The following is a 13,695-nucleotide window of genomic DNA, read 5'->3' as shown; positions in this document are numbered from 1 at the left end:
TCACCCCAACCACCCCAGCGTTTTGGAAGCTCCCTCATGACATCAACACCTGAAAAAACCACCGCAACCACCCCCGCCCTGCCCCGCTACGGGCAGATGCTGGGCCCGGAAGCAAAGGGCATCCTCGTCCTTGACGAGTTCACCATTGATCCCGCCGCCGCCCGCAAGGAACAGCACCGCTTCCGCGACGGCATGGCCGCGGTCGCCCTCACAATGCGCCGCATCGCCGCGCTCCGCATTGTGATCGCCATCGTGGCCATTGGAAACCTGCCGCTGTTCCTGCTCTCGAGCGGGTGGTGGATCTACGGCGTTTCGCTCACCCTTGTGGTTGCCGTCCACGCCGCCGTCACCTGGCTGAACCGGCACGAGCCGCGGCTGAAGCAGCGCTCTGCACTGGAGCTGCACAAGCACCGCGAAAGCAGCGCGAATTACCGCAAGGTCCGCGACGCCGTGAAGTACATGATCGATACCCCCGCAAGGATGAACGAGCACCTCTACCTTGAGCTGCTCGCTGCCAAGCGCGTCGCCCTCAACCTCGCCCACGGCACAGTCGCCCTGCTGGACACCAGCGACGATTCAGCCTGGAAGGTGCGGATCGTCCGGGAACTCCCCGCCGCCGCATAGCGCCCCGTCCGGGCTGCGGCTCTACAAGCGTTAAAGAACGACGCCGGCACATCCCCTCGTGGGGGTGTGCCGGCGTCGTATTTGGTCAACGGAATTTGTCTATCGCCGACCTGATCTTGGTGCCCCGAAGGGCAGCTGCCTCAACAGCCACTAGGCCGGAAGCTGGATGACCTGTCCCTCGAACACAACGTTGGGGTCCGCAATGGTGTCAAGGTTGGCGTCGGCAAGATGCTGCCAGCCGCCCTCGATCCCCAGCTTCTCCGCCACGATGCTCAACGTGTCGCCGGCCTGCAGCGTGTAGGTCTCTCCGCTCAGGGCCACGGCCGTCACGTGCTTTGCAACCGGGGCTGCCTGCTCGGCGGGCACGCTCTGCTGCACCGGTGCGGCCTGCGCCGGAGCCGCCTGCACTGGTGCGCTCTGGACCGGAACGGACTGCGGCGCTACGCCGGTGCCGCTGCCGCTCAGGCCCAGCTGGGCGGAGCAGGAGGGCCAGGCGCCCCAGCCCTGCGAGGCCTGGACCTGCTCGGCTACGGCGATCTGCTGCTCGCGGCTGGCGTCAGCGGCGGAACCCGTGCCGCCGTAGGCAGCCCAGGTGGTGGGGCTGAACTGCAGGCCGCCGGAGTAGCCGTTGCCGGTGTTGATGGACCAGTTGCCGCCGCTCTCGCACTGTGCCAGCGCATCCCACGTGGAGGTGCTGGTGGTGGCGTTTGCCGCCGTGGCTGAGAGGGCCAGTCCTGCCGCGGAGATGGCGGCTACGGTGGCTCCGCGGCGTGCGGCAGTGCGGAATTTGGTGTTTTTCATGATGGGTGATGCTCCTGAAGGCCACCTGCGCTGCTTCCGTCCCCGGAGATCATCGCGCCACTGCCCGCCCCTGACGAATAGAGGTCATTTCGGTAGCTGCCTGCTGGGCAGTTGTGGTGAAGGCAGCACCGGGCATTCATGGGGCCCGCCAGCAGCGGGCATGCTTTTCACGCTAGGACATTGCACCGGCGTTATCAAATCGAGATGTTTCTGGGCGTTAGCTGGTGGTTCCCTGACCGAGGGCGGTTGCGAGGTACGCGGCGGTGCGGCTTTCGGTGGAACGGGCGACCGCGGCAGGCGTCCCGGTTGCCATGATCAGGCCGCCTTTGTCCCCTCCTGACGGGCCGAGGTCAATGACCCAGTCGGCGCCGGCAACCACGGCCATGTCGTGTTCAACAACCACCACCGAGTTGCCGGCGTCCACCAAGCCATGGAGCTGGGCCATCAGGAGCTGCACATCGGCGGGGTGCAGGCCGGTAGTGGGCTCATCCAGGAGGTAGAGGCTGTGCCCGCGCTGTGCCCTTTGCAGCTCCGTGGCCAGCTTGATGCGCTGCGCTTCCCCGCCCGAGAGCTCTGTGGCCGGCTGTCCCAGCCGCAGGTAGCCCAGGCCGACATCCCGCAGGCTCTTGAGGCTCCTGGCCGCGGCGGGCACGGCGGCCAGGAACCCGGATGCGGCGTCCACGGTCATGGCCAGGACCTCGGCGATGTTCTGGCCGTGGTACTGCACCTCTAGGGTCTCAGGGTTGTAGCGGGACCCGGCGCACTCCGGGCACGGGCCGTAGCTGCCGGGCAGGAAAAGCAGTTCGACGGCGACAAACCCCTCGCCCTGGCAGGTTTCGCAGCGCCCGCCCGCCACGTTGAAGGAAAACCGACCGGCGCCGAAGCCGCGGGCCCTGGCCTGCTCCGTGGCGGCAAATTCCTTCCGGACGGCGTCGAACAGCCCGGTATAGGTGGCCAGGTTTGACCGCGGGGTCCGGCCGATGGGCTTCTGGTCCACCGTCACCAGGCGGTCAATGCGGTGGCCGCCCAGGACGCTTCCCAGCTCCAGGGGCTCCGCGGAGCCGTCCTGTTCCACGGGGGTCCTGAGCCCGGAGCCGACAGCCTCGCCCAGGACCTTGCTCACCAGCGTGGACTTGCCGGAGCCTGACACCCCCGTGACAGCCGTCAGCACGCCCAGGGGGAACTCGGCATCCAGCCCGCGCAGGTTGTGCCGGGTGATGTCCTTCAGCTCCAGCCATTCCTCCGGTTCCCTGGCCCCGCCGTCACGGTAACCGCCGCCCGGGACGGATGCGCCGTCGTCGAACAGGAACGGCCTGGTGACGGATTCCTCAACCGCGGCGAGGCCGTCAACCGGCCCGCTGTAGAGCACCTCGCCGCCGCCTTCGCCGGCGCGGGGGCCCACGTCGACCAGCCAGTCCGCCCTGCGGACCACATCCATGTTGTGCTCCACCACGAACACCGAGTTGCCGGAGGACTTCAGCTGCTCCAGCACCTCCAGCAGCGGCTCGGCGTCCGCCGGATGAAGCCCGGCGGACGGCTCATCCAGCACGTAGATCACCCCGAACAGGCCGGAGCGCAGCTGGGTGGCAATCCTGAGCCGCTGCATCTCGCCCGGCGACAGGGTGGGGGTGGCCCGGCCGAGCGCCAGGTAGCCTAGCCCGAGGTCCAGCAGGACCGTGATGCGCTGCAGCAGGTCCCGGGTGATGGCCACCGCCACCTCATTGGACTCTCCGGAAAGCTGCGTGCGGGAGGCCGTGCCGGCGTCGTCCAATACCGCGGTGGGCCGGACAACCTCGGCGAGTTCCACCATGGGGAGCCCGTTGAGTTCCGCGATGGTCCTGCCCGCAAACGTGACGGCCAGGGCCTCGGGCACCAGCCCCGTCCCGGAGCAGCGGGGGCACGGCCCGGACTCCATGTAGGCCAGTACGCGGTCACGCATGGAGGCGCTTTGCGAATCGGCCAGCGTATGGAGGACATAGCTCCTGGCGCTCCAGAACCGCCCCTTGTAGGGCTTGGCCACGCGGTCGCGCTGCGGTGTTACTTCCACCACGGGCTGTTCCTCGGTGAAGAGGATCCAGTCACGGTGTTTTTTGGGCAGCTTGCGCCACGGCACGTCGACGTCGTAGCCCAGGTGGGTGAGGATGTCCCGCAGGTTCTTCCCCTGCCAGGCGCCCGGCCAGGCAGCGATGGCGCCGTCCCGGATGCTCAGGGACGGATCCGGGACCAGCGAGGACTCTGTCACGGTGTGCGCGACGCCCAGGCCGTGGCATTCCCGGCAGGCGCCGGCAGCGGTGTTGGGGGAGAAGGCATCCGAGTCCAGCTGCGTGCTGCCGGCAGGGTACGTGCCCGCCCGCGAGAACAGCATGCGCAGGGAGTTGGAGAGCGTGGTGACGGTTCCCACGGTGGACCGGCTGCTGGGAGCGCCGCGGCGCTGTTGAAGGGCGACGGCGGGCGGAAGCCCGCTGATCATCTCCACCTTGGGGTTGTGCCCCTGCTGGATCAGGCGGCGGGCGTACGGGGCGACTGATTCGAAGTAGCGCCGCTGGGCCTCGGCATAGATGGTACCGAACGCCAAGGAGGACTTGCCGGACCCGGAGACGCCCGTGAACGCCACGATCGCATCGCGGGGGACGTCCACATCCACGTTGCGAAGATTGTTTTCGCGGGCTCCCCGAACCCGGACAAAGCCGTCGGTGGCGGGGGCCGGAACCGGGTACTGCAGGTCATCAGCGTGCTTAGCGTTCTGCATTGGTCCGACTCTAGTGGTGATTCCGGCGCGGGGCATTATCCTGACCCGATGGATAACCTTGCCGGCGGCACTGCCGTGCCCGAAACAGAATTGGACGCAGCAGAGCTGGAAGTCCCCGCCAGGATCCTTCCGGTGGCCGAGCTGCACCTGCACATTGAGGGAACCCTCCAGCCGGAGCTGATCTTCGCGCTCGCGGAGCGGAACGGCATCGCGCTCCCGTATGCAGGCCTCGACGAGCTCCGGGAAAGGTACGAGTTCACGGACCTGCAGTCATTCCTCGACCTGTACTACGCCAACATGGCCGTGCTGCAGACGGAGCAGGACTTCGCCGACATGACCCGCGCCTACCTTGAGCGGGCCGCTGCCGGAGGGGTGCGGCATGCCGAGATCATGATGGACCCGCAGGCGCACCTCTCGCGGGGCATCCCGCTGGAAACGTGCGTCAACGGAGTTGCGTCCGTCCTGGCCACCTCGCAGGAGGAGTTCGGGATCTCCACGTTGCTGATCGCGGCCTTCCTGCGGGACCTCTCCGAGGAATCCGCGCTGGAGGTCCTGGACGGCCTGCTGGCCATGAACGCTCCGATTGCTGCCATCGGTTTGGATTCTGCCGAGGTGGGGAACCCGCCGTCCAAGTTCGAGCGGCTCTATGCAAAAGCCCGCGAGGCAGGGCTGCGGCTGACCGCCCACGCGGGGGAGGAGGGGCCGGCGTCGTACATAATCGAGGCCCTGGACATCCTGGGCGTGGAGCGGATCGACCACGGCATCCGCTGCATGGACGATCCGGATTTGGTGGAGCGCCTTGTGGATGCGCGCATCCCGCTGACGGTGTGCCCGCTCTCCAACGTCCGGCTCCGGGCCGTTGACACCCTGGCAGACCATCCCCTTCCCGCCATGCTTGCGGCCGGCCTGAACGTGTCCGTGAACTCCGATGATCCGGCCTACTTTGGCGGTTATGTGGATGACAATTTTGCCCAGCTTGGGGCGGTCTTCGAGCTCTCCGACTTCGACAAGGCCAGGCTCGCCGCGAACTCCATCCACTCGTCGTTTGCCTCCGAGGAGCGGAAGGCCGAGCTGCTCGACGAACTGAATGGCGGGGACGTGGCGCACGCGTAACGTGTCCGAGGCAACAGCAGTGCCGTCATACCGCTAAACTGGGTGCCGCAGGCGTGTCTGGGAAGTGCAGTGCGGCACCCATGTCAGCGCTCAAGGGTTGTGCAGCCAGCCCGTTTCCCGAGACCTCAGCCTCACTTGTTGGGACGTCCGCTTAATAGTCGGTCACGACACGCAGTGTTAACCATTTCAAGTCGCGCGATTTAACGGGCAGTTGGCAAGATGCCTAAGACCGATCGCTTTTATAAAGGGGAATCATGGCCAAGTCCACCGCAGAAAACACCTTCCTTCGACTCAAGACCGTGCTGGATGTCCTGACCGAAGGTGTGTGGTCCGGCGATGCACTGAACGCGGGCCAGGTCCTCGCCGAGGCAACGGCCCGGGTGCCGTTCAACGAGCATGAGGCCGAGCTGCTCAGCGGCGGCATTCCCCGCGGCCACAAGACGCTCACCTCGGCCACCGCAAAGCTGGTCAAGGCCGGCTGGCTGGTCAAGGGCCGCTCCGGCTGGACCATCACTGACGAAGGCATGCGCGCCACGGTTGCCTTCCCGGACGCTGTCTCCTTCGCCAGCGCCCTCGACGCCGGCACGCCCATCCCCGCGGATGTCCAGGTTCCCACCGCTCCCGAGGGCTTCGTCCGAAAGACCACCGCGGTTCCCGAAACGGCAGTTGCCGCCACGGACACCAAGAAGACGCCTGCCAAGAAGACGCCTGCCAAGAAGGCTGCCGCCGCCGTTGGCAAGGCAGCCAAGGTACTCGAGGACGCCGTCGAACCCGTGGTGAAGGCTGTCCGCAAGGGCAAGGCCCCGGCCAAAACTGAGGAAGCTGCCGCACCCGCACTCGCAGAGTCCTTTGAGGGCCCGGACGTGGAGACGCACCCCCAGCCTGAGGCCGTGGCTGTAGCCGGCGACTTCAACACCATCCTGGGTGCTCCCGAGAACTGGGCGCCGCAGTACGACGAAGCCCAGATGGAGTTCGACTTCCTGGACCAGATCTGGAAGAAGAGCGCCGAACTGCCTGCCGGTTTCTACACCTTCAAGATCGCCCTCAACCGCTCCTGGGATGAGAACTATGGCGCTTTCGGCGCGTTCGACGGCCCTAACCACGAACTGCACCACGCCGGCGGTACCGTCACCATCCGCTACAACCACAGCACCCGCGACATCACCATCAACTAACGGGTTGTCCTTCCGCCCAACCAGGTAGCAGCTGATGTCGTTTTGGCGGCCCAGAACGACACCTGCTGCTACCTAGTTGGGCAGGGGGGCGCTGATTTAGGGGAGGCACCATGGCGAGGCACGCAGGGCCGCCATCCGGGGCGCCTGATGCCCCGGACAATGACGCTGTGGCGGGCACGGTCCGGCTGGAGGCGCGCGTTTCCGGCATGGTGCAGGGAGTGGGCTTCCGCTTCCGGACCATGGGCAAGGCGGAGGAACTGGGCCTGGCCGGCGAAGTAAGGAATCTCAGTGACGGTTCGGTCGCCGTGGTTGCCGAAGGCTCCGAGCCGCAGGTCCGGGCGCTTCTCGACTGGCTGAAGTCCCGGAACACCCCCGGCCGGGTGGAGCGGGTTGAGGACTCGTTCTCAGCAGCGCAGGGCAACTTCCGCGGGTTCAGGGCCCACTGACCGGCATTTCCCGTCAGGGGCGCGGGCTAAGGCCCAGGAACGCGCCCAGCTCCTCCAAGGCCGCGGGCCGGTGCGGCATGTAGCTGGTGAGCTCAGGGGAGCGGATGATCACTGCCCGCCACTGCCCCCGTGAGACGGCAACATTGACCCGGTTCCTGTTCAGCAGGAACTCTGCTCCCCGCGGTGCTTCAGCCACGGCCGAGCACGCCATGGACACCAGTACCACGGGTGCTTCCTGCCCCTGGAACTTGTCCACCGTGCCCACCCTGACCTGCGGCAGGCCGGCTTCCTCCAGTGCCTTGCGGACCAGGTGGACCTGGGCGTTGTAGGCGGCCACCACCAAAATGTCCTGCTGACCGAGGGGCCGGAACTCATTCTCGGCACCAGGCTTCCACTTCAGTCCCAGGTGCCGCTTCGCCTGACGAACCACCTCAGCGGCCTCCTCCACGGATGCCGTGGTATTGCCGGAGTGCTCCACGAACACGGTCTCGACGCCGGGCGGCAGCTCCTCGAGGCTGCGCAGCGAAGCCGCCGGTGCGGACTGCAGCTTTCCTTCGTAGCTGAGCCGTGACACCGCACGGCACAGGTCCGGATGCATCCGCCAGCTGTCTGCCAGGAAGTAGCCAAGGCTCGCGGGCAGGGTGGCGTGCCCCGCGGCAAGCCAGCCCAGCGCCGATTCATCCACCGGCTCCGGGTGGGCGCCCTGGGTGACTTGGGGGAGCTGCTGCGGATCACCGAGCAGGAGGAGCCGCTTGGCCGCCCGCGCAACGGCAAGGGTGTTGGCCAGCGAAAACTGTCCGGCCTCGTCAACCACCAGGAGGTCCAGCGAGCCGGCCGGGACCTCCTTGCCCGTCATGGTCCACGCGGTTCCGCCCACAAGGCAGCCGCCGGCGGATGCGAGCAGCTGGGCGACGTCGCCGTCTCCCGTCCGGGTCCACGGGACGTCGTGTGGTGCAGCGAGCTTCTTGGCCACGGACGAGGGGGAGACCCCGCCCGTGTCGATGGCACGGCAGAGCAGGTTTTCCACCACGTTGTGCGACTGGCCCACCACGCCAATTTTCCAGCCCTCAGCCACCAGGCTGCCGATAACGTGGGCGCCCACGTACGTCTTTCCGGTTCCGGGAGGACCCTGCACTGCCAGGTAGGAATACTCAAGATCCCGGAGGGACGCCGTGATGGAGGCGGCGTAATCCGGCGGGCCCATGGTGCCATGGCGCACCTCCACCGGCCCGGAAAGCGTGCGGAACCGCGGGGCCTTTTTCCGCAGGATGTCCAGGCCGGGGTGGGCCGGCAGTGACGGCACGTAGGAACCAACCGTGCGGGCAAGCTCGGCGATGGCAGCCTCAATGCTGGTGGTGGCCAGCGGCTGGTCCTCGGTCAGGGCGACGGGAAGATGCGGGTAGGCGGCCACCTTTCCGGTCTCCCGCTCGGCAACGGTGATGATGGTGTGCTCCGGGTTGTCAGGCGCAGGGGCGACGTCGCTGATCCTCGTGCCGAACGAAAAGGCCCGTGCGCCGGGCGCAGCATCCGGGGCAGCCATGCCTTCCGGTGGCGGCGCGTCGTAGAGCCGGCACCAGGTGGAGTCCGCGCGGAAATCCGAGCCTTCGGTCATGGTGCCGCGCAGCCGGAGGGTGCGGGTCCGCATCCGTTCCCGGGGTTTGGCCAGCGCCCAATCCGAGGCAACCTCCGCCGACGACACCAGGAACACGTTCCGCTGGTCCGCCCAGTTCTCGACCGGTGCCTCGACCCGGTCGAAGTGCTGCCACCAGAACTGCTTGCGTTCCCGGCGGTGGTAGCCGGTGGCGGCGGCCACCATGGCGATGGCGCGTTCGTCGTCAGTCCAGGCCCGGTCCTCCGGCAGGCCTGCCAGGTATTCACGCAGCGTGGCTTCCTCAGCAGTTTCCTGAGGCGCATCGGTTTCCTGAGCCGCTTCCCCTGCCGCCGCTGGCCGGCGGGCCCCGGCCTCGCTGGCTTCCGCTCCGCCGGCCTGCCCGGCGACGTCCAGCAGCCAGTCCCGGAGGCGGAGCGTGGACAGGCAGTCGTACTGGTTGTAGTCGGAGATGGACGCCAGGACCTTGCCTGCTTCGGTGTGATCCCCCGCTTCCCTGGCCGCGCAGTAGGCAGCGTAGGCCACCACGGACGCACCGGCGTCTTTGACGTCACCCGAGCGAAGGTTGCTGCCCATGTACAGCGGTTCCAGTTTCTTGATGGAGTAGGACGCTTCAGAGATGCGCAGCGACTGCCGGACCGTGGCGTAGAGATCCACCAGCAGCCCTTCCCGCAGCCAGGAGTCCACGGTGTCCTCCCCGGCCTGGTGCGCCAGCGAGAGGTTGCGGAGGGCCGTCTTTTCATAGGCGGCGTAGTGGTAGACGTGCATGTCCGGGAAGCGGGCGCGGCGTTCTTCCACGTACCCGAGGAAGTCCAGGAAGGCGCGGCGCTCTTCGGACCGGGAATGCGCCCAAAACGGGCGGAACACAGGATCGCCGGGGTGGTCCGCGTCCGGCGCCTCAACCACGCCGAACAGGTACTCGATGCCCCAGGCTCCGGTGGCGGGATCCTGCCAGAGGGGATCGCCCTCGAAGTCGAAGAAGATGTCCCCGGGGCTGGGCGGTGGGAGCAACCCTATGGTGTTGTCGGGCAGGACGGTGAACGAGACGGTGTGGGGCCCGCCGTCCTTGGTGAAGGTCCGGGACCCCGCCACGGCGTCCAGCCCCAGTTGCATCCGCGCCTGGGCCCGCAGCCGGACCACGGAATTCCGGGCGTCCGAGGCAGGCATCGCCGCCAGTTCATCAATGGTGGTGATGCCTGCCGCGTGCAGCTTCTTCCGCTGCACCACGGACATTCCCGCCACCATCAGCAGGTCCCGGTGCGCCTGGACCTGCCCGGCGCAGTAGTCGCACCGGCCGCAGTGGACGATCCCCGGTTGCTGCCACTGCACAGTGGCCTCACCTGCCCTGTGCTCCGCGGTCAGCTCGCGGAAGCGCCGGCGCCGTTCACGGAACACCGGCAACAGGTCCGGGAGGGAATGGCTGCTGCGGAGCCAGTCCCCGCCCACGCGGGTCCCCAGGACCAGGGTGACCACCGGCGAGGGGTCCAGCCCCATCCCGAGCAGCTGGTCGCCGTAGGCCGCAAGCTGCAGGAGGGCGCCCACCTTGGCGTGCCGTGCAAGTTTGGTGTCCCAGACCTCGTACCGGCCCGGGCTGCCTGTGCCCGCGGCCTCGTTGACCAGGAAATCCGCGTAACCCAGGAACTCCCCGTCAAAGAAGGTGGCCTGGAAGACCACGTCCGCCCCGGACCGCAGGGCGAGTTCGGTCTCCGCGTGCCTGGCCTGCAGGTCCCCGCGCAGGTTCGGGCCGCGTTCGAGCGAATAGACGCCGGCGCCGCGGCTGGCATCCCACTCTCCGTACCGTGCAACCAGGCTGGCCAGGACGGTCTGCTCGTGCCGGTCGCCCAGCTCGCCGGCGCGGACCTGCATCTCGTCCGCGGGGAACTCCGCCTTGGGGGCGCGGCCCAGCTTCTCGTCAAGGATCCGGAGCGTGCGGTACTCACACTCGCTGGCGGCCACGAGGTCGCTGGCGGAAAACACCAGGTCCGGCGGCGCGCCGGCCGCTGCGGCTTCGAGCAAGAACACGGGGCCTCCCCATAGACAGCCGGGCTGTCATTGCCAGGCCGGAGGCGGATCCCCTGGCCCTGGTCCAAACGTAGCAAGGGGCACTGACAAACAGACAAGCTTCAAAGTGGGTGGCAGTAAGTGTCGTTCCGAGCCCTCACAACGACACTTACTGCTACCTGGTTGGGTGGGACGGTCAGTTCTCCGCGGCCGCCCGCACCTGGGCTTTGTCGTGTTCGTCGTGGGCTTTTCGCAGCAGGTCCAGGAATTCGGTCTCGTTGCGGATGAGCCGCTTGTACTTCTCCGGCAGCTTCCGGATCTCGTTCTCCTCGCGGCACATCGCGGCGAAGATCTTGTCCCGCTCGTTCATGTCCGTCTCGTAGTTGAGGTCCAGGTACTCGACGGCGTGCCGGCGGGCGCCGGAGACGGCATTCTTGGCCTTGCCCTTGGGGCTGAAGATGGACGCCAGCACCGTGATCACCAGGACGCCGAGGATGACGCTCAGGGAAACGCCCGTGCTGACTTCCACCACGCTGACGTGCTCGCCGTCGTTGATGAACGGCAGGGTGTTCTCATGCAGGGCGTGCAGGATGAGTTTGACGCCGATGAAACCCAGGATGACGGCGAGGCCGTAGGACAGGAAGATCAGCCGGTCCAGCAGTCCGTCGATCAGGAAGTAGAGCTGGCGCAGGCCCATCAGGGAGAACGCCGTGGCCGTGAAGACAATAAAGACGTTCTGGGTCAGGCCGAAGATGGCCGGGATGGAGTCCAGCGCAAACAGGATGTCCGTGCCGCCGATTGCCACCATTACCAGGAGCATCGGGGTCAGGACGCGCTTGCCGTTCTCAACGGTGAACAGCTTGTCGCCGTCGTAGTGTTCCGACGCCGGCAGGAACTTCTTGGCGAGCCGGACCACCAGGCCTTCGGAGTCGTCGTCGTGGCTGCCCGGCTTGAGCAGGTTTCCGGCGGTGATCAGCAGGATCAGGCCGAAGATGTAGAACACCCACGCGAAGCTGTTGATCAGTGCAGCGCCCAGGAGGATGAAGCCCGTGCGCGCGATCAGGGAGAAGACGATGCCGAACAGCAGCACTTTTTGCTGGTCCGCGCGGGGCACCCGGAAGCTGGCCATGATGATAAGGAAGACGAAGAGATTGTCCACGGACAGTGCCTTCTCCGTGATGTACCCGGCGAAGTATTCGGTGCCCATGGTGGGTCCCCCGAACAGCAGCACGCCCAGTCCAAAGAGCACAGCGATGCCCACATAGATCGAGGACCAGAGGGCAGCTTCCTTGAGCGAGGGCGTGTGGGCCTTGCGCACATGGAAGAAGAAGTCGAAGGCCAGCAGGCCCACGATCCCGGCAATGGTCAGGGTCCAAACATAAGCAGGTACTTCCACGCTGCGGGCCTTTCGTCGGAGTCTCCTTAAAGCCTACCCACCTATGCCGGCTTCAGGAGTCCGTGTTCCACAACGGCGGCGCGCGAGAGGGTCTTGTAGCCCTCGTGTTCGAACAGGACGGTGATGACGTCGTCCTCATGCCGCATCACCAGGCCCGGCCCCCACTCCTTGTGGACCACGGCGGACTGGAGCGGGAACGGCTCCGCCGCCCGCCCACCCGGGGCTCTGCCGCCGTCGTCCGCCCCGTCACGGGAGGGGTGCCTGGCGGCGTCAGCGCAGGCATCGCAGTTGCCGCAGGCCTCCGCCAGGTCCTCGCCGAAATAGCCCAGCAGGAACTGGCGGCGGCAGCCGTCCGTCTCCGCATAGGCGCGCATCATGGTGAGCCGGGACTGGTCAACGCGCTGGCGGGCCTCGGCGAGTTCGACGGCGCCGCGCACCAGGGCGGGCAGCCTGGCTGTGGAGGCCAGCCGGACGCCGCGCTTGCCCAGGGCAACGGCGCCGGTTTCCTCCAGCTGGTTCAGCAGCCCGGTGATGCGCCGGGCGGGAAGCCCCGTGAAATCAGGCAGCGATGACTTGGGCGTGGGCCCGTCCGCTGCCTTCAGAACTTTCAGCAGAGCCAGCAGCGAGTCGGGATCGGGGGTGTGGGTGGCAAAGAACTTCCGCAGGCCCAGGTCCTCTGACCGGTACTGGAGCACAGCGGACGCGGGTTCCCCGTCACGTCCGGCCCTGCCGATTTCCTGGTAGTAGGAGTCCAAGGATTCCGGAATGTCCGCATGGACCACGAAGCGCACATTGGGTTTATCGATGCCCATGCCGAAAGCGGTGGTGGCCACCACCACGTCGAGGCCGTCCGCCAGGAACTGTTCGTGGATGCGTTCGCGATCCGCGGCCGAACGGCCTGCGTGGTAGGCCTCCGCGCGCAGCCCCACCTTGCACAGCTTGGCGGCGTACTTTTCGGTGTCCTTGCGGGTGGCGGCGTAGAGGAGCCCCTGACCGTCACGGGCCAGGGCGGCCACCTGCTTCAGCACGGCCTTGCGTTTGTCCTTGTCCTCGTGGTGGCGTACGACGTCCAGCGTGATGTTGGGCCGGTCGAACCCGCGGACCAGGACCAGCGGGTCCTTCATGCGCAGCCGCTCCACGATTTCGTCCCTGACCGGGGGAGATGCGGTGGCGGTAAGGGCGGCCACGGGAGGATTGCCGAGCTGTTCGCGGATGTGGCCCAGGCCGAGGTAGTCGGGGCGGAAATCGTGGCCCCAGGAGGAGACGCAGTGGGCCTCGTCCACCACAAACAGGGAAATGCCCAGCGCTGCGATGCGGTCAACGGTCTTGTGCTTGGCCAGCTGCTCCGGGGCCAGGAACAGGAACGTGGCTGTGCCGCTTTCCACCGCCTGCCAGGCCGCCTCCACCTCGGAATCGCTGCGGGAGGAGTTGACGGCCACTGCCGCACCCGGACCCAGGTCCCCGTCCAGCCCCTCAAGCTGGTCCTCCTGCAGGGCAATGAGCGGGGAAACCACGACGGCGGGACGTCCCGTGGTGTTGTGCAGGTGCTGCGCCGCGACCTGGTAGATCGCGGATTTGCCATAGCCGGTGGGCATGACGGCCAGGACGTCACGGCCCGCGGCGAGGGCTGCCATGCCGGCCAGCTGGCCGTCCCGCAGGTGGGGCAGGGAGAAGGAGGAGGCCGCGAGGGCGGCAAGGACGAGATCGTCGGACATGGTGGCGCTCCGCGCAGAGTGGTTCCTGCGGCCGCTTGCTTCAGCCAAGGTAACCAGCCTAACGCC

9 protein-coding genes are annotated in these 13,695 nt (G+C 67.1%); 4 read left to right on the top strand and 5 right to left on the bottom strand.

What is annotated here, in order from left to right; genetic code table 11:
* The first annotated feature begins 36 nt into the window (after nt 1–36).
* Nucleotides 37–624: a hypothetical protein gene (locus HTS88_RS04470; protein WP_174175906.1), complete on the top strand. Its 588-nt coding sequence runs from the start codon at nt 37–39 to the stop codon at nt 622–624.
* Between the two features lie 150 nt (nt 625–774).
* On the opposite strand, the gene HTS88_RS04465 is transcribed toward HTS88_RS04470, so the two are convergent.
* Together HTS88_RS04465 and HTS88_RS04460 are read right to left on the bottom strand one after the other, a co-directional pair.
* A complete protein-coding gene (locus tag HTS88_RS04465) occupies nt 775–1,425 on the bottom strand; it encodes a LysM peptidoglycan-binding domain-containing protein (RefSeq protein WP_174175904.1) in 651 nt (216 codons plus the stop codon).
* 217 nt (nt 1,426–1,642) lie between these two features.
* Nucleotides 1,643–4,174: an excinuclease ABC subunit UvrA gene (locus HTS88_RS04460; RefSeq protein ID WP_174175902.1), complete on the bottom strand. Its 2,532-nt coding sequence runs from the start codon at nt 4,172–4,174 to the stop codon at nt 1,643–1,645.
* Nucleotides 4,175–4,222: 48 nt separating this feature from the next.
* Between HTS88_RS04460 and HTS88_RS04455 the strand changes: the two genes are divergently transcribed.
* From HTS88_RS04455 to HTS88_RS04445, 3 genes are all read left to right on the top strand, one after another.
* Nucleotides 4,223–5,287: an adenosine deaminase gene (locus HTS88_RS04455; RefSeq protein WP_174175900.1), complete on the top strand. Its 1,065-nt coding sequence runs from the start codon at nt 4,223–4,225 to the stop codon at nt 5,285–5,287.
* A gap of 254 nt (nt 5,288–5,541) precedes the next feature.
* Nucleotides 5,542–6,462 carry a pullulanase X25 domain-containing protein gene (locus tag HTS88_RS04450; protein ID WP_174175898.1) on the top strand — a complete coding sequence of 307 codons (921 nt, stop codon included), beginning with the start codon at nt 5,542–5,544 and terminating at the stop codon, nt 6,460–6,462.
* 110 nt (nt 6,463–6,572) lie between these two features.
* Nucleotides 6,573–6,908 carry an acylphosphatase gene (locus HTS88_RS04445; protein ID WP_174175896.1) on the top strand — a complete coding sequence of 112 codons (336 nt, stop codon included), beginning with the start codon at nt 6,573–6,575 and terminating at the stop codon, nt 6,906–6,908.
* A 13-nt stretch (nt 6,909–6,921) separates the two neighbouring features.
* On the opposite strand, the gene HTS88_RS04440 is transcribed toward HTS88_RS04445, so the two are convergent.
* The 3 genes from HTS88_RS04440 to HTS88_RS04430 form a co-directional block, all read right to left on the bottom strand.
* Nucleotides 6,922–10,539 carry a TM0106 family RecB-like putative nuclease gene (locus tag HTS88_RS04440; RefSeq protein ID WP_174175894.1) on the bottom strand — a complete coding sequence of 1,206 codons (3,618 nt, stop codon included), beginning with the start codon at nt 10,537–10,539 and terminating at the stop codon, nt 6,922–6,924.
* 175 nt (nt 10,540–10,714) lie between these two features.
* Entirely contained in the window at nt 10,715–11,914 is a 1,200-nt protein-coding gene (locus tag HTS88_RS04435; RefSeq protein ID WP_174175892.1) for a TerC family protein, read from the bottom strand.
* 41 nt (nt 11,915–11,955) lie between these two features.
* Complete coding sequence (locus tag HTS88_RS04430) at nt 11,956–13,629, bottom strand: RecQ family ATP-dependent DNA helicase (protein ID WP_174176036.1); 1,674 nt, start codon at nt 13,627–13,629, stop codon at nt 11,956–11,958.
* Nucleotides 13,630–13,695: the final 66 nt, after the last annotated feature.

Source organism: Pseudarthrobacter oxydans (assembly GCF_013314975.1).
Taxonomy (GTDB): Bacteria; Actinomycetota; Actinomycetes; order Actinomycetales; family Micrococcaceae; genus Arthrobacter; species Arthrobacter oxydans.
This window is presented reverse-complemented; position numbering and strand designations above follow the sequence as displayed.